This window comes from Microbacterium sp. RG1 (genome assembly GCF_005347485.1).
Taxonomy (GTDB): Bacteria; Actinomycetota; Actinomycetes; order Actinomycetales; family Microbacteriaceae; genus Microbacterium; species Microbacterium binotii_A.
In genome coordinates this window covers 2,757,133-2,778,278 of sequence record NZ_CP034121.1, presented here as the reverse complement: position 1 = coordinate 2,778,278, position 21,146 = coordinate 2,757,133, and the positions used below count along the sequence as shown (strand labels likewise).

Annotated in this window: 25 protein-coding genes; 12 read left to right on the top strand and 13 right to left on the bottom strand. The window is 70.5% G+C overall.

Going from position 1 to position 21,146, the window contains the following annotated elements:
- Nucleotides 1–192: 192 nt before the first annotated feature.
- Nucleotides 193–1,509 carry an MATE family efflux transporter gene (locus EHF32_RS13570; protein WP_137418677.1) on the top strand — a complete coding sequence of 439 codons (1,317 nt, stop codon included), beginning with the start codon at nucleotides 193–195 and terminating at the stop codon, nucleotides 1,507–1,509.
- A gap of 298 nt (nucleotides 1,510–1,807) precedes the next feature.
- Here the strand turns inward: EHF32_RS13570 and EHF32_RS13565 are convergent, their stop codons facing one another.
- Complete coding sequence (locus EHF32_RS13565) at nucleotides 1,808–2,737, bottom strand: G5 domain-containing protein (protein WP_137418676.1); 930 nt, start codon at nucleotides 2,735–2,737, stop codon at nucleotides 1,808–1,810.
- A 262-nt stretch (nucleotides 2,738–2,999) separates the two neighbouring features.
- A complete protein-coding gene (locus tag EHF32_RS13560; RefSeq protein WP_137418675.1) occupies nucleotides 3,000–3,593 on the bottom strand; it encodes a M15 family metallopeptidase in 594 nt (197 codons plus the stop codon).
- Nucleotides 3,594–3,679: 86 nt separating this feature from the next.
- On the opposite strand from EHF32_RS13560, the gene EHF32_RS13555 reads away from it, so the two are divergent.
- Nucleotides 3,680–4,339 carry a response regulator transcription factor gene (locus tag EHF32_RS13555; protein WP_137418674.1) on the top strand — a complete coding sequence of 220 codons (660 nt, stop codon included), beginning with the start codon at nucleotides 3,680–3,682 and terminating at the stop codon, nucleotides 4,337–4,339.
- Nucleotides 4,336–5,409, top strand: a complete 1,074-nt coding sequence (locus EHF32_RS13550; protein ID WP_238343716.1) for a sensor histidine kinase — start codon at nucleotides 4,336–4,338, stop codon at nucleotides 5,407–5,409. The genes EHF32_RS13555 and EHF32_RS13550 overlap by 4 nt, the downstream gene beginning before the upstream one ends.
- Here the strand turns inward: EHF32_RS13550 and EHF32_RS13545 are convergent.
- Complete coding sequence (locus EHF32_RS13545) at nucleotides 5,394–5,819, bottom strand: VanZ family protein (protein ID WP_137418673.1); 426 nt, start codon at nucleotides 5,817–5,819, stop codon at nucleotides 5,394–5,396. The genes EHF32_RS13550 and EHF32_RS13545 overlap by 16 nt on opposite strands.
- 62 nt (nucleotides 5,820–5,881) lie before the next feature.
- A complete protein-coding gene (locus EHF32_RS13540) occupies nucleotides 5,882–6,523 on the bottom strand; it encodes a TrmH family RNA methyltransferase (RefSeq protein WP_137418672.1) in 642 nt (213 codons plus the stop codon).
- Nucleotides 6,524–6,610: 87 nt separating this feature from the next.
- Between EHF32_RS13540 and EHF32_RS13535 the strand changes: the two genes are divergently transcribed.
- Together EHF32_RS13535 and EHF32_RS13530 are read left to right on the top strand one after the other, a co-directional pair.
- A complete protein-coding gene (locus EHF32_RS13535; protein ID WP_137418671.1) occupies nucleotides 6,611–7,864 on the top strand; it encodes an Nramp family divalent metal transporter in 1,254 nt (417 codons plus the stop codon).
- Nucleotides 7,865–7,873: 9 nt separating this feature from the next.
- A complete protein-coding gene (locus EHF32_RS13530) occupies nucleotides 7,874–8,521 on the top strand; it encodes a metal-dependent transcriptional regulator (protein ID WP_137418670.1) in 648 nt (215 codons plus the stop codon).
- A gap of 27 nt (nucleotides 8,522–8,548) precedes the next feature.
- On the opposite strand, the gene EHF32_RS13525 is transcribed toward EHF32_RS13530, so the two are convergent.
- Nucleotides 8,549–9,502 carry an SDR family NAD(P)-dependent oxidoreductase gene (locus EHF32_RS13525; RefSeq protein ID WP_137418669.1) on the bottom strand — a complete coding sequence of 318 codons (954 nt, stop codon included), beginning with the start codon at nucleotides 9,500–9,502 and terminating at the stop codon, nucleotides 8,549–8,551.
- Between the two features lie 146 nt (nucleotides 9,503–9,648).
- Here EHF32_RS13525 and EHF32_RS13520 point away from each other — a divergent pair, with 146 nt between their 5' ends.
- Nucleotides 9,649–10,458 carry an HAD-IIA family hydrolase gene (locus EHF32_RS13520; protein WP_137418668.1) on the top strand — a complete coding sequence of 270 codons (810 nt, stop codon included), beginning with the start codon at nucleotides 9,649–9,651 and terminating at the stop codon, nucleotides 10,456–10,458.
- A gap of 21 nt (nucleotides 10,459–10,479) precedes the next feature.
- On the opposite strand, the gene EHF32_RS13515 is transcribed toward EHF32_RS13520, so the two are convergent.
- The 5 genes from EHF32_RS13515 to EHF32_RS13500 form a co-directional block, all read right to left on the bottom strand.
- Nucleotides 10,480–10,923: an HTH domain-containing protein gene (locus EHF32_RS13515; RefSeq protein ID WP_137418667.1), complete on the bottom strand. Its 444-nt coding sequence runs from the start codon at nucleotides 10,921–10,923 to the stop codon at nucleotides 10,480–10,482.
- A 52-nt stretch (nucleotides 10,924–10,975) separates the two neighbouring features.
- Nucleotides 10,976–11,233, bottom strand: a complete 258-nt coding sequence (locus tag EHF32_RS13510; RefSeq protein WP_137418666.1) for a hypothetical protein — start codon at nucleotides 11,231–11,233, stop codon at nucleotides 10,976–10,978.
- Between the two features lie 85 nt (nucleotides 11,234–11,318).
- Nucleotides 11,319–11,462, bottom strand: coding sequence for a hypothetical protein (locus tag EHF32_RS15815; RefSeq protein ID WP_161594119.1), 144 nt, complete (start codon nucleotides 11,460–11,462; stop codon nucleotides 11,319–11,321).
- Nucleotides 11,463–11,565: 103 nt separating this feature from the next.
- The gene (pyrE, locus tag EHF32_RS13505; protein WP_137418665.1) at nucleotides 11,566–12,144 is read right to left on the bottom strand and encodes an orotate phosphoribosyltransferase; all 579 of its coding nucleotides are present in this window, start codon (nucleotides 12,142–12,144) and stop codon (nucleotides 11,566–11,568) included.
- Between the two features lie 10 nt (nucleotides 12,145–12,154).
- Nucleotides 12,155–12,595 (bottom strand): hypothetical protein, encoded by a 441-nt coding sequence (locus EHF32_RS13500; protein ID WP_202876820.1) that lies wholly within the window; start codon nucleotides 12,593–12,595, stop codon nucleotides 12,155–12,157.
- Between the two features lie 75 nt (nucleotides 12,596–12,670).
- Between EHF32_RS13500 and EHF32_RS13495 the strand changes: the two genes are divergently transcribed.
- Nucleotides 12,671–13,066: a GNAT family N-acetyltransferase gene (locus EHF32_RS13495; RefSeq protein ID WP_137418664.1), complete on the top strand. Its 396-nt coding sequence runs from the start codon at nucleotides 12,671–12,673 to the stop codon at nucleotides 13,064–13,066.
- Between the two features lie 32 nt (nucleotides 13,067–13,098).
- On the opposite strand, the gene EHF32_RS13490 is transcribed toward EHF32_RS13495, so the two are convergent.
- On the bottom strand, nucleotides 13,099–13,443 hold the full coding sequence (locus EHF32_RS13490; protein ID WP_137418663.1) for a DUF4190 domain-containing protein: 345 nt from the start codon (nucleotides 13,441–13,443) through the stop codon (nucleotides 13,099–13,101).
- Between the two features lie 45 nt (nucleotides 13,444–13,488).
- Complete coding sequence (locus EHF32_RS13485) at nucleotides 13,489–13,971, bottom strand: hypothetical protein (protein WP_137418662.1); 483 nt, start codon at nucleotides 13,969–13,971, stop codon at nucleotides 13,489–13,491.
- A gap of 119 nt (nucleotides 13,972–14,090) precedes the next feature.
- Here EHF32_RS13485 and EHF32_RS13480 point away from each other — a divergent pair, with 119 nt between their 5' ends.
- The 5 genes from EHF32_RS13480 to EHF32_RS13460 all read left to right on the top strand — a co-directional run bounded on the left by EHF32_RS13480 (nucleotide 14,091) and on the right by EHF32_RS13460 (nucleotide 19,253).
- Complete coding sequence (locus EHF32_RS13480) at nucleotides 14,091–14,936, top strand: exodeoxyribonuclease III (RefSeq protein ID WP_137418661.1); 846 nt, start codon at nucleotides 14,091–14,093, stop codon at nucleotides 14,934–14,936.
- Nucleotides 14,937–15,079: 143 nt separating this feature from the next.
- Nucleotides 15,080–16,321 carry a sensor histidine kinase gene (locus EHF32_RS13475; protein WP_137418660.1) on the top strand — a complete coding sequence of 414 codons (1,242 nt, stop codon included), beginning with the start codon at nucleotides 15,080–15,082 and terminating at the stop codon, nucleotides 16,319–16,321.
- A complete protein-coding gene (locus EHF32_RS13470) occupies nucleotides 16,318–16,980 on the top strand; it encodes a response regulator (protein ID WP_137418659.1) in 663 nt (220 codons plus the stop codon). The genes EHF32_RS13475 and EHF32_RS13470 overlap by 4 nt, the downstream gene beginning before the upstream one ends.
- Before the next feature lie 273 nt (nucleotides 16,981–17,253).
- Complete coding sequence (locus EHF32_RS13465) at nucleotides 17,254–18,135, top strand: ABC transporter ATP-binding protein (RefSeq protein WP_137418658.1); 882 nt, start codon at nucleotides 17,254–17,256, stop codon at nucleotides 18,133–18,135.
- Nucleotides 18,132–19,253: an ABC transporter permease gene (locus EHF32_RS13460; RefSeq protein ID WP_137418657.1), complete on the top strand. Its 1,122-nt coding sequence runs from the start codon at nucleotides 18,132–18,134 to the stop codon at nucleotides 19,251–19,253. Before EHF32_RS13465 ends, EHF32_RS13460 begins: the two co-directional genes overlap by 4 nt.
- Nucleotides 19,254–19,287: 34 nt before the next feature.
- On the opposite strand, the gene EHF32_RS13455 is transcribed toward EHF32_RS13460, so the two are convergent.
- Nucleotides 19,288–21,081 carry a glycoside hydrolase family 15 protein gene (locus EHF32_RS13455; protein ID WP_137418656.1) on the bottom strand — a complete coding sequence of 598 codons (1,794 nt, stop codon included), beginning with the start codon at nucleotides 21,079–21,081 and terminating at the stop codon, nucleotides 19,288–19,290.
- Between the last annotated feature and the right edge of the window lie 65 nt (nucleotides 21,082–21,146).

Here is a 21,146-nt window from a genome sequence, read left to right as displayed (position 1 = left end):
ATATGCCGCGCCGCTGAGTGACGGCTCCAGCCGCCGCGACGTGCCGCCGCATCCCTCCCGTAGACCCCGCGAGACGGCATTTCGAGCACGAGATCACGGGTGATGACAGTGATCTCGTGCGGAGGATGCAGTCTCGCGGGAGGAAGAGGAGAGCGGATGCGGCGCGTCGGTGCGGGTCAATAGGGTCGAGGGGTGGCGGCGACACTCAATCGACAGATCCTGAACCTCGCGGTGCCGGCGCTCGGTGCGCTCATCGCGGAGCCGCTGTTCCTCATCATCGACGCCGCGATGATCGGTCACCTCGGCGTCGTGCCGCTCGCAGGCCTCGGCATCGCATCGGCCGTGCTGCAGACGATCGTCGGGCTCATGGTGTTCCTCGCCTATTCGACGACCCCCGCGGTGGCGCGGCGCTTCGGTGCGGGGCAGCACGGCTCGGCGGTGACGGCGGGAATCGACGGGATGTGGCTGGCCCTGGGCCTCGGCTTCATCCTCGCCGTGGCCGGATACCTCACGACCCCCACGCTGGTGGGTCTGTTCGCGCCCGCCGCCGACGTCGCGGCGGAGGCGGAGGCCTACCTGGGCATCTCGATGTGGGGTCTGCCGGCGATGCTGATCGTGTTCGCGGCGACGGGTCTGCTGCGGGGGATGCAGGACACCGTGACACCGCTCTGGATCGCGGGCGCCGGCTTCACGGCGAACGCGGGGCTGAACTGGCTGTTCATCTACGGGTTCGGGTGGGGCATCGCCGGCTCCGCGGTCGGAACGGTCGTGGCGCAGTGGGGCATGGTGGCCGTGTACGCGCTGGTGGTGGGACGCCTGGCGCGGCGGCACGACGCATCCATCCGTCCGCGGCGCGACAGCGTGTCGGGCGCCGCGCGCAGCGGCGGCTGGATGTTCGTGCGCACCGTCTCGTTGCGCGCAGCCCTCCTGGCGACGGTCGCCGTGGCGACGGCGCTCGGCACCCCCGAGCTCGCCGGCTGGCAGGTGGCGTTCACGATCTTCTCAACCGCAGCATTCGCCCTGGACGCACTCGCGATCGCGGCGCAGGCCCTCGTGGGCCGCGGGCTCGGCGAGGACGACCCCGCCTTCGTACGCCGCGTACTCGGCCGCACGGTCGCCTGGGGCGTGTGGTTCGGCGTGATCGTCGGGGCGCTGATCGGCGGCTTCTCGGGCGTGATCGGTCTCGTCTTCACCTCGGATGCGGCCATCGCCGCGCTCGTGCAGCCCGCGCTGATCGTGCTCGCCATCGCGCAGCCGCTCTGCGGCGTCGTGTTCGTGCTCGACGGCGTGCTCATCGGCGCCGGTGACGGCAAGTACCTCGCCCTCGCGGGACTCGCCAACCTGGTGCCGTTCGTGCCCGCGCTGCTCGTGGTGCTGTGGGTCGGCGCGGCGGGAGCTGCGGGCCTGGCCTGGCTCGCCGTCGCGTTCTTCGGGGTCTACATGCTGGCGCGCGCGTTCACCCTCGGCTGGCGCGTGCGCACCGGCGCCTGGATGCGCATCCCCGCCTGAGCCCGCGCTGCGGGTGTTCCGGCATCCCCGCAGCGGCGCCGTGCGTCGCCCGGGCACCGGAGCCCTACCTCGCCCGGGCTTCGGTGCCCTGCGTCGCCCGGGCTCCGGTGCCCTGCGTGTCTCAGACGTCCACCCTCGCGCGGGCCTATCCGTGCACAAGTGAGACACGCACGTCCGACCCACCACTGCGTGTCTCACACATGCACGCGAAGAGAGCGGCATGCCTGCACAACTGAGACACGCAGACGACGAGACCGGATGCGGGCACCCGGCCCGTCCGAGGACTCGGGATGCGGGCTCAGGAGTCGCAGGCGATCCCGTCGCCGTCACGGTCGAGGTCGTAGATGTCCGATCCGACGACCCGCGCCGTTCCGGAGAAGTATGCGGGCCCGTTGCCGCTGCCGCCCGCACAGTCCACGTCGGAGGCGATCGGGACGCATCCGTCCGCGTAGTTCGGGTCGCAGTCGCCCTGCGCGGGGGCAGGGGCCGCCGGGGCCGGCGCTGCAGCCGGCGGATCGTACGTGCCGACCACCGTCACCTCGGTGACCGGGGCGCGCGTCACCGTCTCTGCGATCTGCTCGCGCTTCACTTCGACACCGTCGACGAGGGTCACGCGGAACGTGCGGGTGAGTTCGCCAGCGGCTCCTGCCACCGACACCCTCGTCTCGCCACGGGTCAGCGATGGGTCCTCCGCCGTCGTCCGCTCGAAGGGGATGGCCTCCGTCACGGTCTCCTCGCGCGTCGTCGTGACCGGGGTGGGAGTCGGGCTCGGTACACGGGTCGTCGTGTGCCCGGGCGTCGGACTGGCCGACGAGGCGGCTCCGACCGTGCTGACCTCGACGGAACGACCCGCGCCGGTGGCCGCCGCCACCGTCCCCGTCACGAGAACGAGCACGGCTGCGCCGCCTGTCACAGCGACGGCCATGCTGCGTGTGCGCAGCCGCAACCACGTGGGCGTCCCGGCTGAGACGGCGACGATCCCGGTCACGAGGATGCTCAGCGCACCCAGCGCGACCAGCCACGGCACGAAGACCGTCAGCGTCACGACGGCGGCGGCGATGAGCACCCAGCCCCACACCGGCACCCCGAGCCAGGACCTGCCGGCATCCTGCTTCGGTGCTGCCGGCCTCGCCGCGGGCGCCACATGGTCCGTCCACTGCCGGCCGTCCCACCAGCGCCACTGATTCCCGTTCGTCGGGTCGGGAAACCATCCTGCTTCGTTCGCCATCGCACTCCCCCAGAAGTGAGAACCGACCTCACCCCCAGTCAGCGAGATCCAGGCTCACTGGAGCAGATGCACACCTCTCTCGCAACGGGCGATTCTCACCGAATGAGCATCCGATCATCGAGCGAGCATCGGATCGGGTGCTCGTTCGGCGATCGGATGCTCGCTCGGCGGCGAGGCATCCCGCCCCAACGGAGCCAGCGCGCCCGCGCACCAGGCGGGCGCGTCGAACCCGGGCGGCACCTGCACCGTCATGCCCCCCACGTCAGGATGTGGCATCCGCGCGCATGTCGGGGCAGGTGCCGCCGGGAGTGGTCGCCAACTCGAAGTGCCAGCGTTCGTTGGCGTAGGTCTGGCACAGGCCGTACGCGGCGCCGTGCTCCCCGAGCCAGAGCTGCGCCTCGAGGGGCCCGATGTCGACGGCGTCACCCGTCACATGTTGCGAGGCCTCCGGGGTCGCCACGAACCGACGCGCGGTCGCCTCGTCGCCGTAATAACGGATGGCATCGCCCAGCAGCCACCGCTGGTAGGCCTCACTGCGCCATCCGCTGGAGATCAGCAGCGCCACTCCGTCACCCGCCGCGTCGGCCGTCGCGGCGCGCATCGCATCGCGCAGCCCCGCGTCGAGCCCGGCGATGGCGGGCAGGTGGTCGTCGGCGACGGTGACGGTCTGGTCGCCCCGGATGAGGCCGCTCGCCTCGTCGGGCGCAAACGACCCGTCCGTGGTGAGCACGGCACGCAACCACACGCCGGCGAGCGCGGCGAGCAGGATCGCGGCCACCAGAGCGAGGACGGCGAACACGAGCCGGTGGGACCGCGCCGGAGCGATGACGGATGCGGGTGCGACGGAACTGTGCATGCCCACATCCCACGGGTCGTCGTGTTATCACAGCGTCAGCACAATCGGATATGTCCGCGATATGTGCTCCCACCTAGACTCGCCGCATGCGCGTGCTGATCGTCGAGGACGAATTGTTCCTCGCCGAAGCGATCCGCGACGGGCTGCGTCTCGAGGCGATCGCCGCGGATGTCGCCGGCGACGGCGACACGGCGCTCGAGCAGCTCGCGGTCAACGCCTACGACGTCGTCGTGCTCGACCGTGACATCCCCGGACCCAACGGCGACGAGATCGCCCGTCGTCTCACGGCCGAAGCCGCGGCTCCGCGCATCCTCATGCTCACCGCCGCCGACCGACTCGACGACAAGGAGACGGGCTTCGCGAGCGGCGCGGACGATTACCTCACCAAACCGTTCGCCCTGCGCGAGCTTGTGCTGCGGTTGCGTGCGCTGGGGCGCCGTCCGGCCGCGGGAGCGCCTCCCACGGCCGAGCGCGCGGGCGTGACGTTGGATCGGTTCCGGCGCGAGGTGTTCCGCGACGGACGCTACGTCGCCCTCACCCGCAAGCAGTTCGCGGTGCTCGACGTGCTGATGAGCGCCGAGGGCGGTGTCGTCAGCGCGGAGGACCTGCTGGAGCGGGCGTGGGACGAGAACGCGGACCCGTTCACGAACGCCGTGCGGATCACGATCTCCACGCTGCGCAAGCGTCTGGGCGAACCGTGGGTCATCGAGACGGTGCCCGGCGTCGGTTACCGGATGCTGCCGTGACGCCCCGCGGCGTCGGGGTCTCGATGCGCCTGAAGCTCGCGCTCAGCTACGCGGGCTTCCTCATCGTCGCCGGCGGCGCATTGGTGGCCGTCGGGCTTCTCGTGCTGCGCTTCGTGCCCCAGGGCGCCCTGTTCGGCATGGACGGTGACTGGGCGCCGAACCGCGCCGACCTGCTCGAGGTCTTCACGCGGTACGCCGTCTGGGCGATCATCGCGCTCGTGCTGTTCGGCCTCGTCGGCGGCTGGATCCTCGCCGGGATCGTGCTGCGTCCGCTCAAGCGCATGACGGATGCGGTCGCTCTCGTGCGCGACGGCCGCCTCGACCACCGAGTCGCGCTGCCCGGACGCCGCGACGAGCTGACCGAGCTCGCCGACACCCTTGACGCGATGCTCGACCGTATCGAGCGCACCCTCGACGAGGAGCGCCGGTTCGCCGCGAACGCGTCACACGAACTGCGCACCCCGCACGCCGTCATCCGCACGCTCGTCGAGGTGGCGCAGGCGGATCCCGCCGGACGCGACATCGACACGACTCTCGCCCGCATCGGCGCGACGAACGACCGTGCGATCGAGGCGACGGAGGCGCTGCTCGCGCTCGCGCGGGTGGGCCGCGGCACGCCCCTCGCCCTGCAGCGGGTGGACCTGGCGGCGGTCGTCGAGACGGCGCTCGCGGATGTCCGCCCGGATGCGGACGCCGCCCGCATCCGCGTCGACACCGACCTTCGGGCGTCCGTCGTCACCGCCGATGAGGCACTCCTGCTGAGACTCGCCGCCAACCTCCTGCGCAACGCCGTCGTGCACAACGTCGACGACGGATGGATGCTGGTGCGCGTGCGCGAGGGCACGCTGATCGTCGAGAACGGCGGCGAGCAGCTGACCCCCGAGGTCGCCGCGACCCTCACCGAGCCCTTCGTACGCGGCGCCGGCCGCACCCGCGGGGCACACGGCCGTTCCGGGGCGGGTCTGGGACTCGCGATCGTCGCCTCGATCGTGCGCGCGCACGGGGCGACGCTGGCCGTGGCGGCGCGACCCACCGGCGGGCTGCAGATCACGGTTCACCTGCCGCGCTGAGCCGCTCCGGCCGCGCGGACGAGCGTCACCACGATCACACCGATCGCGCCCCCGCAGGTGTTCCACAGCACGTCGCCGGGATCCGGCACACGGCCGGGGATCGCCTCCTGCGCGATCTCCACGAGCGCCGACAGCGCGAATCCGGCGATGATCCCGACGGGCCACGCCCGGCGGGGCAGCAGCAGCGCGAGGGTCGCGCCCACGGGGATGAACAACAGGGTGTTGAGCACCTGATCCGGCCCGCCCGGAAGCCACATCAGGACGGGCTCGGCGAGATCCTGCAGCAGCCAGACGACGCGTCCCCGCAGCGGATGGACGATGGCCCAGGGAGCGAGGGTCAGCAGTGCCACGCCCGCGACGGCCGCGACGGCGGCGGCGAGGCGGGCCGGTGAGATGCGCGTGTGCGGCATGTGTCCTCCGGGGTTCGGGAGGAACAGTCCACGTCACACGATGTTGCGGGAGCGTATGCGCCTCAGCGCGCCCAGCGACGACACCACTCGTACATCACGACAGCGGCGGCAGCTGCGGCGTTGATCGAGCGCGTCGACCCGTACTGCGAGATCTCGACGACCCCGGATGCGGCCGCCACCGCCTCCGGCGAGAGCCCCGGCCCCTCCTGACCGAACACGAGCACGCAGCGCTCGGGGAGCTCCGCATCCTGCACGGGGACGGAGCCGGGCACGTTGTCGACGGCGATGACGGGGAGATGCTCGGCCGCCGCCCATTCCGCGAACGCTGCGACGTCGTCGTGATGGCGCACGTGCTGATAGCGATCGGTGACCATGGCGCCGCGCTTGTTCCAGCGGCGGCGACCGATGATGTGCACTTCCGCGGCGGCGAAGGCGTTGGCGCTGCGGACGATCGAGCCGATGTTCATGTCGTGCTGCCAGTTCTCGATCGCCACGTGGAAGCCGTGCCGATGCGCGTCGAGATCGGCGACGATGGCCTCCATCCGCCAGTAGCGGTAGCGATCGATCACGTTGCGGCGATCCCCCGTGGCGAGCAGGTGGGGATCGAGGTGCGCCTCGTCGGGCCACGGGCCCTCCCAGGGCCCGACGCCGTGCTCGGGAGCGGTGTCCGCGGTGGTGTCCTCCGGCTCGCCCGCATCCGTCATCCACCCAGGCTAGCCGCGCCCGCGCTCGCTTCTCACCCCGCGGAACAGCCCTTTTCGGCAGCCCGAAAAATGAGATACGGTTTCGGCATGCCGAAAACACTGACCCTCGCGCCCGTCCAGGCGCCTGCGCGTCGGATGGCGTGGATGCTGGGGCCGGCGCTCGTCGCCGGGGTGGCCTACCTCGACCCGGGGAACGTCGCCGCGAACATGACCGCCGGCGCGACGTTCGGCTACCTGCTCGTGTGGGTCGTCGTGCTCGGCAACCTCATGGCGTGGCTGATCCAGTACCTGTCCGCGAAGCTCGGGATCGTCACCGGCCAGAGCCTGCCCGACCTCCTCGGCCACCGCATCCGCCGCCCGTGGGCCCGGCGGCTGTACTGGCTGCAGGCCGAGCTCGTGGCGATGGCGACGGATGTGGCGGAGGTGATCGGCGGCGCGGTCGCGCTCAACCTCCTCTTCGGCATTCCCCTCCTGTGGGGCGGCGTCATCACCGGCGTCGTGTCGATGGCCGTGCTGACGGTGCAGTCGCGGCGCGGCGCCCGCGCGTTCGAGACCGTCGTCATCACGATGCTCATCGTCATCGTGATCGGCTTCTGCACCGGGATCATCTTCTCGCCGCCGGATGCGGGCGGCCTGGTGCAGGGCCTGGTGCCGCGCTTCGAGGGCACCGACTCGGTGCTGCTCGCCGCATCCATCCTGGGCGCGACCGTCATGCCGCACGCGATCTACGCGCACTCCTCGCTGGCGCGCGACCGCTTCCCGCTGACGGACGCCGCACCCGCCGATCGCGAGCGTCGCCTCCTGCGCGCCACGCGGTGGGACGTCACGATCGCCATGGCCGTCGCCGGCACGACGAACCTCGTCATGCTGCTGCTCGCCGCATCCAGCCTCGCCGGGGTTCCCGGCACCGACTCTCTCGAGGGCGCGTACGCGGCCCTGTCGGCGGGACTCGGACCCGTCATCGCCACCCTCTTCGCCGTCGGCCTGCTCGCCAGCGGACTGGCCTCCAGCTCGGTCGGCGCCTACGCCGGCTCCGAGATCATGAAGGGGCTGCTGCACGTGCGCGTGCCGCTGCTGGCTCGGCGGCTCGTCACCATCATCCCGGCCCTGGTGATCCTGGGACTCGGCCTCGACCCGACGCTCGCCCTCGTGCTCAGCCAGGTCGTCCTCTCCTTCGGCATCCCGTTCGCCCTCATCCCCCTCGTCTGGCTGACGGCGCAGCGCGGTCTGCTCGGCCGGTACCGCAACCGGATCGCGACGACCATCGCCGGAGCGGCCGCATCCGTGTTCCTCGTCGCTCTCAACGCGCTGCTCATCTGGCTCGTGATCACGGGCGGGTAGCCTGACGGGGTGCCCACATCCGCAGCCGTCGACGACTACCTGAAGGTCGTGTACCAGCACACGGAATGGCAGGACGAGCGGATCACGCCGTCGCAGCTCGCGCAGCAGCTGGGGCTCGCGCCGTCGAGCGTCACCGAGATGGTGCAGAAGCTCGCCGCGGCGGGGCTCGTGAGCCACCGCCGGTACGGCCCGATCACGCTGACCGAGAAGGGCCTCGCGCGCGCGGCGGCGATCGTCCGTCGCCACCGCCTCGTCGAGACGTGGCTCGTGCGCGAGTACGGCTACACCTGGGACGAGGTGCACGACGAGGCCGAGATCCTCGAGCACGCGCTCAGCGACCGACTGCTCGATCGGATCGACGAACGTCTCGGACGGCCGCGCTTCGATCCCCACGGCGACGCCATCCCCGACGCGCTGGGCCAGGTCGAGCGCGTGCCGTTCGTGCTGCTCGCCGACGCGCAGGCGGGGCACGTGGGCCGCGTCCTGCGGGTCAGCGACCGCGACCCCGACCTGCTGCGCGAGCTCGAACGCCGCGGCCTGGACGTCGACCACCGCGTGGAGGTGCTCGAGCCCGCTCCAGAACTCCGCGTCCGCGTGGACGGCGCAGAGATCAGCATCCCTGCCGCGGCGCACGACGCGATCTGGCTCTCCGCCTGACGCGATCGGATGCGGCGCCCGCCGCGCTCAGCGCCGGGCTGCCTCGAAGGGCCACCGCATCCGCGTGGCCGCCTCGCACATGAGCCACAGCCGCTCACCGATCGCCGGCTCCCGCAGGAACGCCGTCGGCTGCGCGGCTCGGGGCGGGCCGGCGACGACGCGGCCGGGGCCCCACATCTGCCCGCCCTCCACGTCGGGGTCGACGAGGGCGCGAACCAGCGGCCACGCGCCGTGCTCTTTGGACTGTGTGATGGGGGCCTGCAGGTTGTCGAGGAACCGACCCCAGCGCGAGGGCTCGTTGACCCCGCGGATGCCGACGGTGCGACCACTCGTGGAGTAGCCGGGGTGGGCGATCACGCTCGTCACGGGAACGCGGGCATCGCGCAGGCGCCGGTCCGCCTCGAGGCCGACGACCGTGGTGACGGCCTTGGACTGCACGTATGCGCGCCACGGCGAGTAGCGCTCGACGAGCTGCGGATCGGTGGGGTCGTACTTCGAGATCGAGGTCGACATGCTGCCGAGCCACACCATCCGGCCGCGACGTGCGGCGAGCGTCGTCAGCAGCGCGCCTGCCAGGGCGAAGTGGCCGAGCGCATTCGTGGCGAGCACGAGCTCGTTGCCGTCTCGCGTGGTCTCGCGCTGAGCGGGCGGATGCACGATCCCCGCGTTCAGCAGCAGGCCGTCGAGGCGTCCGCGCTGACGGACGGTGGCGGCCGCCGCGCGCACCGAGCCGAGGTTGCTCGTGTCCAGCAGGAGCGTCTCGGCGGTTCCGGTCGCGTGCGGCAGGCGTGCCGACACCGCGGCGCGGGCAGCGGCGAGCCGGTTGGGGTTGCGCCCGGTCATGATCACGCGCGCTCCGGCGTTCACGAGCTGCTCGCTGGCGAAGTAGCCGAGACCCGCGTTGGAGCCCGTCACCAGGTAGGTCCGGCCCGTCAGGTCCGGCAGCCGGTGCGGATTCCAATCCGCCTCGCGAGCGCTCACGCGTACGACCCTAGTGCGCTGCGTGAGGTGCCCCCTCCACTCTTGAGCACTCCTTCGCGCCCGGGTAGCCTGGCCGCCCCTCAGACGCCGCTATGACCTGCCCCCGCAGGCTCGGATACCGCCCGCGGGAGCCCTAGGCTGAGGCCATGCGCACGCGCGATGACATCGAATGCTGGCTGACCGACATGGACGGCGTGCTGGTGCACGACAACCAGGCGATCCCGGGGGCGGCGGAGCTGCTCGCGCAGTGGCGCGACACCGGCACGCCCTTCCTGGTGCTCACGAACAACCCGATCTTCACCCCTCGCGATCTGAGTGCGCGCCTGAAGCGTTCCGGGCTCGACGTGCCCGAGGAGCGCATCTGGACCTCGGCGCTTGCGACAGCGGAGTTCCTGAAGTCGCAGATGCCCGGCAGCTCGGCCTTCGTCATCGGCGAGGCGGGGCTCACGACCGCGCTGCACGAGGCGGGCGTCGTCATGACCGAGACGCAGCCCGACTACGTGGTCGTCGGCGAGACGCGTCAGTACTCGTTCGAGGCGATCACGCAGGCCATCCGCTTCATCAACGCGGGTGCGCGGTTCATCGTGACCAATCCGGATGCGACGGGCCCCACTCCGAACGGCATCGTCCCGGCGACGGGTTCGTTCGCAGCGATGATCACGAAGGCCACGGGCAAGGAGCCGTACGTCGTCGGCAAGCCGAACCCGATGATGTTCCGCTCGGCGCTCAACCGCATCGGCGCGCACTCCGAGAACACCGGCATGATCGGCGACCGCATGGACACCGACGTCGTCGCGGGCATCGAGGCGGGTCTGCACACCGTGCTGGTCATGACCGGCATCAGCGACCCGGCCGAGATCGAGCGCTACCCCTTCCGCCCCGACGAGGTACTGACCTCCGTCGCCGAGCTCATCGCCCCCGAGCCCGTCGAGTCGGAGATGCCCGAGGGCATCTGAACGAACGATGCGGCAGGTCCGCTAACGTGCTCGGGCCTGGTTGGCGGCATTGATCAGGTATGACACTCTCAGCGCGAGCGTGTACCTGGTTTCGGTCGGAAGCGTTCTGGAATCGTGAAGAGCCGTCGTCACCTCGTCCACCGGCACTTGTGTCAATCGGCTGATGTTCTGCAGCGTGAAGCCGCACTCACCCGTCAGAGCCTCCAGCATCGCTCGGAGACGCTCGTCGTCGTCGATGTCGAAGCCGTACGCCAGATGCGCGACCAGGGTCGAGACGCGGGCGCTCTCCTCGGGTGAGAGCGAGGGCTCGTCCGAGGAGAGCCCTGCCGCTGTACTGCTCGTGAGGAAGGCCGTGATTCTCTCCGGCGCGATCCGCGTCACTGTCTGCAGAGCGTGCTCCGAGATGTGACCCTCTGCGATGAGCCGCCTGGCGTCCGCCGCGACGTCCTGCCCATGAACCGTCATCCAACCATGATGGCCCCGGCGCGCGCGGGCGCCGGGGCCATCGTATGCCGACTCAGCGGTAGGTGATGCTGAAACCGTAGAGCTTGTCGGGGCCCCAATAGCCGCAGGCATCGCCGGCGAAGATCTCGCCACCGGTCGCGTTGATCGCCCAACCGGTGACCTGCTCGGCGATCTGGCAGATGCCCTTCGTGGGGAAGCCGTGCAGCACGACGGTCTCATCGGCGAACGCCGGCGCGGCCGCTGCGGCACCGGCTCCGGTCAGAGTCGCGGCAGCGAGGAGACCGGCGGCCAGGCGGGTGCGCTTCTTCATGTGCGTGTCCTTTCCGAGGGGTGTCCCGGAAGGGTGCCACGCGGCGCTCGGGCCGCGCAGAGATTATCCACAGCTGAGCCACGCGTCAGTCGTCTCGCGGCTCCCTGTCGTCGCGCTCTCGATCGTCACGCTCGCGGCGCAGGAACCGGATGAGCTGCAGGACGAACGTCACCAGCGCGCCCGCCGTGATGACGAGCGCGACCAGCAGCATGAGGGTGCGATCGTCCACCGTCAGCACCGCCCTGCAGGAGAAATCCCGTGAACAGGACGATCGCGCCGCATCCGTCCTGCAGAACGCAGATCTCCTGAATTGCGGATGCGGGCGGCAGCCATCACTGAGCGGGAAGACCCAGATCGTCGAGGTCGATGGCGGCCAGCCACTGCAGCCCCTCGGCCTCGACGGCGGCCTGGGCGCCGGTCTTGCGGTCGACGATGACGGCGACGGCGACGGGCTCGGCACCCTCGCGGCGCAGCGCCTCGACGGCCTTCAGGGCGGACTGGCCGGTCGTGGAGGTGTCTTCGACGACGACGACGCGCTTGCCCGCCACATCCGCGCCCTCGATCTGGCGACCGCGGCCGTGGTCCTTGGGCTCCTTGCGCACGACGAACGCGTCGAGGGGCGTGCCCGCGTGCACCGACTCGTGCATGACCGCGTTGGCGATCGGGTCGGCCCCGAGGGTGAGGCCCCCGACGGCGACGACGCCGTCCACGTCGCGGATCAGATCGAGGATGATGCGCCCGATCGCGGGAGCCGCCCGGTGGTCGAGCGTCAGCTTGCGCATGTCGACGTAGTACGACGCCTTCTTGCCGCTGGAGAGGGTGAAGTCGCCGTGGAAGACGGCCTCGGCGCCGATCAGCGCGATGAGCGCCTGGCGGTCGGATTCGAGCTCGGGAGTGGATGCGGCGGTCACACCGTCGAGTCTAGGGGCGCCGGCCGATCCGCACCGCGGGCGTGCGCGAGAGGAACGGGCGCGGCCACGCACCGAGGGCGAGCACCGCGAGCACGGTCTGCAGAAGTCCGGTGGCGAAGTAGATACCGTGCAGCGGCGACCAGACCAGCAGCATCGCCAGTTCGACGAAGATCCAGATCATCATGACGAGACCGGCAGCCGCCTGCAGGCCCCAGGCCAGCGCGTACCGGCGGTACTGCGCGATGACGGCGAGCGCCTGCATCCCACCGACCACGACACCGAGGATGACGCCGGGCCAGAAGTACGTGGCGAACGGGGTGCCGTCGAGCCACTCGACGGGCAACCCCATCCCGCCGCCCACGGTCAGCCCGATCATCCCCGCCACCGCCGAGGCGAGGTTGAACCACGCCACGACGAGCAGGGTGACGCGAAGCGCTCTGGGCACCGTCATGGGCGCAGGCTACGCCGCGGCCCACCGCATCCGACACGGTGCGCGCCGGGACTAACACGGGCGCGATAGCGTCCGATGGTGCAGCTCACCATGACACCGCCTACGGCCGACGAGTTCGCGGCGCTCTACGCGAGCACCGGATGGGGCGAGCGCACGGCCCAGGAACTGGCCCCCGCTCTGGCCGGCAGCTGGGTCGTGTGCTGCGCGCGCGACGACGCGGGCGCGCTCGTCGGTATGGGGCGCCTGATCAGCGACGGCGTGCTGCACGCCTTCGTCACCGAGCTCATCGTGGCGACCGAGGCGCGAGGAGGCGGCGCGGGGGCGCTCATCCTCGCCGCTCTCGTCGAGGAGTCACGGCGACGCGGCGTCGCGGATGTGCAACTTTTCGCGGCACGCGGCCGCACGGCCTTCTACGAGCGCAACGGCTTCACGCCGCGACCCGCTGACGCACCGGGGATGGACCTCGCCTGAGGCACCGTTGTGCTCAGGCGAGGTCGCACCGCTCAGGAGCAGGTGTAGGTGACGCCGTCGACGTAGTGCGTTCCCGGCCCGAGGTCGGCGCACTGCGCGATCAGGCCCGCGAAGACGGTGCCGAGGATGATCGCCACGATGATGCCGATCACCAGGAGAACGGCGCCGAGGATGATGCCGATCAGCGCCGGGGTGTTCTTGTAGCCGGCCTTCTTCGACTGCGAGTAGGCGACGATCGAGAGGATCAGGCCGATCAGGCTCGCGAAGAACGAGACGATCAGGCCCACGATTCCGAGGGTCTTGCCGGGGTAGGAGCCGTTGGGAGCAGCCACGGGCTGCTGCGGCGGCTGGGACATGGGGGGCATGGGCTGGGTCATGATGCTCCTTCTCGGTGGTTCGGCGGGGTGAGGGGACGCGTGGGATCAGCCGCCGAAGAGACGGCCGAAGAACCCCTTCTTCTTCTCCCAGCCGTTCGCGGCGAGGAAGTCGAACAAGGGCTGCTTGATGCGGTCCGTGTCGAAGGACCAGCTGGCGGAGGCGCCTTCGCCTTCCGGTGTCGTGACGCGGGTGCCGGCGACGAAGCTACGACTCATCCGCGACTGCTTGCCTTTGAAAGTGGAGGTGCTCCCACCGAAGTGGAAGGACCCGTCGGTCGAGAATCCTCCGGACATCTTCGACGTGGTCTGCGTCTCGTCGGTGTCGAACGTGCCCTCGTCCTCGTCGAACGTGACCTCGATGGAGTAGGCGTCGTCGATCTGTCCGGCACCCAGCAGGGCGACGTACTGCACGTGGGCGATGTCCCAGGTGCCCTGGATGCGATCGCCGACCGCGCGGAAGACGAACGGCGAATCCGGAGCGTTCAGCTCGTCGACGCGAGTGAGCAGCTCGGCAAGTGGCGTGCGCATGCCAGGAAGATACCCCGCCGTCAGCAGGCGCGAATCGCCACTGTGGACAACCAGTCCAAAGGTGTACAGTTCCTCGGTCGCCGGCGTGCGGCGTCGGGCCCGGGTTCTAGGCTGAAGGCATGCGCCTGGCCACCTGGAACGTCAACTCGATCCGCGCACGCGTCGTACGCACCGTGGAGTTCTGTGTCCGCGAGAACATCGACGTGCTGGCCATGCAGGAGATCAAATGCAAGCCGGAACAGTTCCCCTACGCGGCCTTCGAAGAGGCCGGCTACCACGTCGTCGCCCACGGCCTGAACCAGTGGAACGGCGTGGCGATCGCCAGCCGTGAGCCGATCACCGAGGTCGAGACGGCCTTTCCCGGCATGCCAGGGTTCCTCAAGGGTCACGAGGGCCCCGACCTCCCGCAGGAGGCCCGCGCCATCGGCGCGACCATCGACGGCGTGCGGGTCTGGAGCCTGTACGTCCCGAACGGTCGCGGACTCGACGACCCGCACTACCTCTACAAGCTCGACTGGCTGGCTGCCCTGACGGGCTACACCCGCGAGACCCTCGCGGCGAACCCCGACCTGCCGCTCGCCCTCGTCGGCGACTTCAACATCGCCCCGACCGATGCCGACAACGGCGACCCGACCGTCGTCGAGGGCGTCACAACACACGTCTCGCCTCCCGAGCGCGAGGCGTTCCGCGCCCTGCTGGATGCGGGGCTCAGCGACACCGTGCGACCGCTCGTGCCCACCGGCTACACGTACTGGGACTACAAGCAGCTGCGCTTCCCCCGCAACGAGGGCCTGCGCATCGACTTCATCCTCGGCTCGCACGCCTTCGCGGATGCCGTCGCGGGAGCGGCCATCCACCGCGACGAACGCAAGGGCGAGATCCCCAGCGACCACGTTCCCGTCGTCGTCGACCTTGACTTCGCGGGCGACGAGGACGACGACGACCGGCCCATGATCTTCGGCTGACCGCCTCCATTCCCCTGTCACAGATCGACGCCGCGGCGTCGATCTGTGACAGGGGAACACCGGTGGGAGAGGCACTCCGGAGCGTCAATGCTCTCCGTCTGACGGGGGATGCCGCATCCGATGGCCCGCTCTAGGTTGGGAGGATGCTGCCGCTCACGCCCGCGCAACAGCGCGGTGATCTCCTGCTGGCCGCCGCCATGTGCATCGGCGCGCTGATCAGCGCTGCGCTCTCCTCCGTCGCCGGCATCTACGGCGAGCACCAGGGCTCGATGGCCGCCGCCGTCGTCTACGCGTTCGTGCTCGCCGTCCCGCTCGCGGTCCGCCGACGCTGGCCGGCCACGGTCGCCGTCGTCGTCTGTGCCGCGTACTTCGCCGCCGTGACCCTCCGCGTCCCGGAGATCTACGCGGGCAACATCGCCATGTTCATCGCCATCTACACGGTCGGCGCCTGGTCGCCGAACCGACGCCGGGCGATGTGGACGCGCATCGGCATCATCGCCGGGATGGCGGTGTGGCTGACGGTGACGATGTTCGTCGATGCGACGAGTGACCTCGAGATCGAGGGCGTCTCGCGCGCGGGCGCCTTTTCGCCCTATGTCGCCTCGATGCTTCTGACGCTCCTGATCAACGCCCTCTACTTCGGCGGCGCGTACTTCTTCGGCGAGCGCACCTGGGCGAGCAGGCAACAGCGCGCGCTGCTCGAGGAGCGCACGGCGGAGCTCGAACGCGAACGCGAACTCAGCGCCGAGCAGGCGGTGGCGCTGGAGCGGGTGCGGCTCGCCCGCGAGCTTCACGACGTCGTCGCCCACCACGTCTCCCTCATGGGTGTGCAGGCGGGCGCGGCACGCATGATGATGAACAAGGATCCGCAGGCGTCGGGCGAGACGCTGGCGCGCGTGGAGGAGTCGGCGCGCTCAGCGCTGAGCGAGTTGCGGCATCTGCTCGAGACGCTTCGAACCCCTGGCGACACCAACGAGGAGACATCCGTCGGCCTGGAAGGGCTCGAGAAGCTGGTCGCCGAGGCGAGCGCGGCGGGGGTCGCCTCGCAGCTGCGCATCATCGGCGAGGAGCGCGACGTGCCCGATACGGTCCAGGTCAACCTGTACCGGATCGCGCAGGAGGCGCTCACCAACGCCCGTCGTCACGCCGGCCCCGGCGCACGCGCCGACGTGCGCCTGCGCTACGCCCCCGAAGGGGTGGAGCTGGAGGTCGCCAACACCGGACGGCCGGTGGCCGAGATCACCCCGGGAATGGGCCTGATAGGGATGCGGGAGCGCGCCGCCGCATCCGGAGGAACGATCGAGGCGGCGCCCCGATCCAGTGGCGGATTCGTCGTGCGCGTGCGCGTTCCCCTCAGCCCGCTCGTCACGGCGGACGCCCGGTGAGCGGCCGCATCCGGGTCGTCCTCGCCGATGACCACGCCATGATGCGGGCGGGCTTTCGCACCATCCTGACCCTCGACGATCGCATCGAGGTCGTCGGCGAGGCGGGTACGGGCGCCGAGGCGATCGCGCAGGCCCGCGCCCTGCGTCCCGACGTCGTCTGCATGGACGTGCAGATGCCCGACCTCGACGGGCTGGAGGCGACCCGGCGGATCATCGCCGACCCCGACATCCCTTCGGCGGTGCTGGTGGTGACGACCTTCGACCGCGACGACTACCTGTTCGCCGCGCTCGACGCCGGCGCCAGCGGGTTCCTCCTGAAGAACGCCGGCCCGGAGGAGCTCACGGCCGCGGTGCGGGTCGTCGCCGCCGGCGACGCTCTGCTCGCCCCGGAGGTCACCCGGCGCGTCATCGCCCGGTTCGCGAACCCCGCGATCTCCGCATCCGCTCCCGAACCGCTGCCGGTCTCGAGTCCGCTGACCGAGCGCGAGGAGGAGGTGCTCCGTCTCATGGCGGATGCACTGTCCAACGGTGAGATCGCCGAGCGGCTGTACATCGGCGAGGCGACGGTGAAGACCCACGTGTCCAACGTGCTGGCCAAGCTCGGCGCCCGCGACCGGGTTCAGGCCGTCGTCCTCGCCCATCGCCACGGCCTGGCCTGACCCGCTTCTGCCCACATCCCTCTGCCCGAGTTGCGTCGCATCTGCACAGATGCACCACTTCTGCGCACATGCGCCTGTTGATCTCTGTCGCGGGTGCGCATTTCTGGCGCATCTGCGGCGGCCCCGCGGAGGCCCCCGGATACGGCACCGCCCCGGCCGCATCCACCGGGGAAGGCCGCTCCACCGGAAGGGGGAGGTCACGAACCCGTCCGGGGAGGGAGGTGCGCGGGGATGCGGCGGACGTAACGTCGGAGCACGGACCAAGGAGGACGCATGCTGCGCCTGTCAGGAGTGACAAAGAACTACGGCACACGCCGGGTGCTCGACGATGTCGGGTTCACCGTCGAGAGCGGCCGACTCACCGGCTTCGTCGGCGGCAACGGCGCCGGCAAGACCACCACGATGCGCATCGCGTTGGGCGTGCTCGCGGCGGATGCGGGCACGGTCGAGATCGACGGCACGCCCATCACGAGCGAGGACCGCCGCCGCTTCGGCTACATGCCGGAGGAGCGCGGCCTGTACCCCAAGATGAAGGTCGGCGAGCACATCGCCTACCTCGCCCGCCTCCACGGCTACAGCAAGGCCGCCGCGACCGCGAACGCGGAGAAGCTGCTGGATCGCCTCGGACTCGGCGAGCGCCTCGGCGACACGGTCGAGACCCTCTCCCTCGGAAACCAGCAGCGCGCACAGATCGCCGCAGCCCTCGTGCACGAGCCCGAAGTGCTCATCCTCGACGAGCCGTTCTCAGGCCTCGACCCGCTCGCGGTCGAGGTCGTCGCGGGTGTGCTCGCCGAGCGCGCCGCGGCAGGTGTCGCCGTGCTGTTCTCGTCCCACCAGCTCGACGTCGTCGAGCGGCTCTGCGACGACCTCGTCATCATCGCGGGCGGCACGATCCGCGCGGCGGGCAGTCGGGAGCAGCTGCGCGCCGAGTACAGCTCGCCGCGCTATGAACTCGTCACCGGCGGCGATCTGGGCTGGCTCCGCGATGTGCCCGAGGTCACCGTCGTCGAGCTCGCCGGCGGCGAGGCCGTGTTCGAGGCCTCCCCCGAGGTGGCCCGCGCCGTCCTCTCCCGCGCGGCGGCGTCCGGCGACGTCGACGCCTTCTCGCCGCAGCGCCCCACCCTCACCCAGATCTTCCGGGAGGTCATCCGATGAATGCGCATGTCCCCACAGCCCCCACGACCACGCAGAGCGTGTGGCTCGTCGCCGAGCGCGAGATCGGCTCCAAGCTGCGCAGCAAGTCGTTCGTGATCTCCACCGTCATCCTCTTCGTGCTCGCGCTCGGCGCGGTCGTCTGGGGCGGGTTCACGGCGAGCGACACCAGCGGCATCAAGGTGGCCGTGACGCCGGCGACCGCATCCGTCGTCTCGGGCGTCTCAGGACTCGACGTGACGGATGCGGACTCGTCCGACGCCGCGATGGCACTGGTCACCGACGGCACCGTGGAGGCGGCTCTCGTCCCCAGTGCGGACGTCCCGGATGCGACCGCATCCGGCTCGTTCGACTACACGGTGGTGGGCAAGGACGACCTGCCGTCCGGGCTGCTCTCGATCCTGAGCCAGTCACCGCCGGTGCACCTGCTCGATCCCTCGAGCACCGACTTCCTGCTGCGGTACTTCGTGGCCCTCGGATTCGGCATCGTGTTCCTGCTGGCCGCCTCCACCTTCGGCGGCACGATCGCGCAGTCGGTCGTCGAGGAGAAGCAGACCCGCGTGGTCGAGCTGCTGATCTCCGCCATCCCGGTGCGGGCGCTGCTGGCCGGCAAGGTCATCGGCAACACGATCCTCGCAATGGGTCAGATCGTGGTGCTGGCGGCGATCGCGATCGTCGGGTTGTCGGTGACGGGGCAGGACCTCGTGCTCACCGGCCTCGGCGGGCCCATCGTGTGGTTCGCGATCTTCTTCCTGCTCGGCTTCATCCTGCTCGCGTCGCTGTTCGCCGCGGCCGGTGCCATGGTGTCGCGCATGGAGGACATCGGCTCGACGACGGCACCGCTCACGATGCTCGTGATGCTGCCCTACTTCCTGGTCATCTTCTTCAACGACAACCAGCTCGTGCTGACGATCATGTCGTACGTGCCGTTCTCGGCTCCGGTCGCGATGCCGCTGCGGCTCTACCTGGGCGACGCGATGTGGTGGGAGCCGCTGGTCTCGCTCGTCGTGCTCGCCATCACGTGCGTCCTGGCGATCTGGGTCGGCTCGCGCATCTACAGCCGTTCGCTGCTGCGGATGGGGGCACGGGTGAAGCTGTCCGAGGCGCTCTCGCGCAGCTGATCCCGCATCCGCCCCCCGAGACGGTTCACGGGCCTCAGGTGCGATGGGCGGCGCGGCCGCCGTGCCCGCCCATCGCATCGGCCGCTCGCACCTGAGCGAGGTGCGACAGTGCCTGGGGCGTGTTGCCGATCTGCCGGCGGGCTGCGGGGTCGTACTCCTCCGAGAACAGCCCCAGATCGTTCGCGGTCGCGCAGGCGCGGTTCATGAGCGCCTGCGCGTCGTCGACCCGTCCCACCCGCGCATACTGCTCCACGAGCCAGAACGTGCACGCGATGAACGGATGCTCGCCGCCCGCCAGCCCGTCCACGCCGGTCTGCGTGCGATAGCGGTTCACGAGCCCGTCGGGCATGAGCTCCGCCTCGATGCGCGCGACCGTGGCGACCATGCGCGCATCGTCCGGTTCGCAGAAGCCCACCTGCGGCAGAAGGAGCAGGGAGGCATCGACCTCGGTCGAGCCGTAGTGCTGCACGAACGCTCCGGATGCGGGATCCACCCCGTGGGTGTCGATCTCCTCGCGCAGCCGGTCGCGCAGCGCCTCCCACTTCGCGACCGGTCCGTCCTGCCCGTACCTGCGCACCGCACGTACGCCGCGATCGAAGGCGGCCCACATCATCGCGCGGGACTGGGTGAAGCGCTGCGGATCGCCGCGCACCTCCCAGATGCCGTTGTCGGGTTCGTCGATACGGGCCTCGACACCGTCGAGCAGCGCGCGCTGCAGCGCCCACGCGAGCGGGTCGTCGGGCACCCCGGCGACACGGGCCGCCTCGAGCGACACCATGACCTCGCCCACGACGTCGGCCTGGTACTGCGTGACCGCGCCGTTCCCGACGCGCACCGGCGCCGATCCCTCGTAGCCGGGCAGGCTCGTCAACTGGCGCTCCGGCAGGTCGCGCTCCCCGGCGACGCCGTACATGATCTGCATCTGGCGAGGATCTCCCGCGATCGCACGGATGAGCCAGGACCGCCATTGCTCGGCGACCTGGAGGAATCCGTGCGCGACGAGCGCTTCGAGGGTGAGGGCCGCGTCCCGCAGCCAGACGTACCGGTAGTCCCAGTTGCGCTCTCCCCCGATCTGCTCGGGGAGCGAGGTGGTGACCGCGGCGACGATGCCGCCGGTGTCCTGGTGGCTCAGCGCCCGCAGGACGAGGAGAGAACGCACGACCTCGTCGCGGTGCGGTCCGTCGTGATCGATGGATGCGGCGAACCCGGTCCACCAGGTCCTGGTGTGCTCGAGCGCCGCATCCACGTCCAGCGCTTCCGGCGTGGGCAGGTAGGACGGGTTCCAGGTCGCAACGAGGTCGGCCGTCTCGCCCGCGGTCACGCTCACGCGCCCGCGGTGCGCCCGCCCGTGCGGGGTGAGCACGACGCCGCGGACGATGAGCGCGTCGGGACCGGCGATCGCGTGGAGCGCGGGAGCCGCCGCATCCCCCACCTGACGCACCCAGGGGATCGCGCGCGCGTAGTCGAAGCGGATGCGCAGATGCGTCGTGAACTCGACGGTGCCGCTGATGCCGACGATGCGGCGCACGATGTCGACGCGCCCTCCGTCGATGGGCAGGAAGTCGTGCACCTCGGCGATGCCGCCCGCGCTCTCCCACCGGGTCACGAGCACGAAGGTGTCGCCGTCGTAGCGCCGGCTCGCGACCGCATCCGCATCCTCCGGTCGCAGATGCCACGCGCCCTGCTCGTTCCCGCCGAGAATCGCGCCGAAGACGGATGCGGAGTCGAACCGCGGTGCGCAGAACCAGTCGATGCTGCCCTCGCGCGAGACCAGGGCGGCGGTGCGGCAGTCGCTGAGGACGGCGTAGTCCTCGATCGGGACGCTCATGCTCCGATCATGCCGTGTCGTGGAGCCCGCGCCGCGTCCGGCGCGGCAACTCATAGCGGGGACTA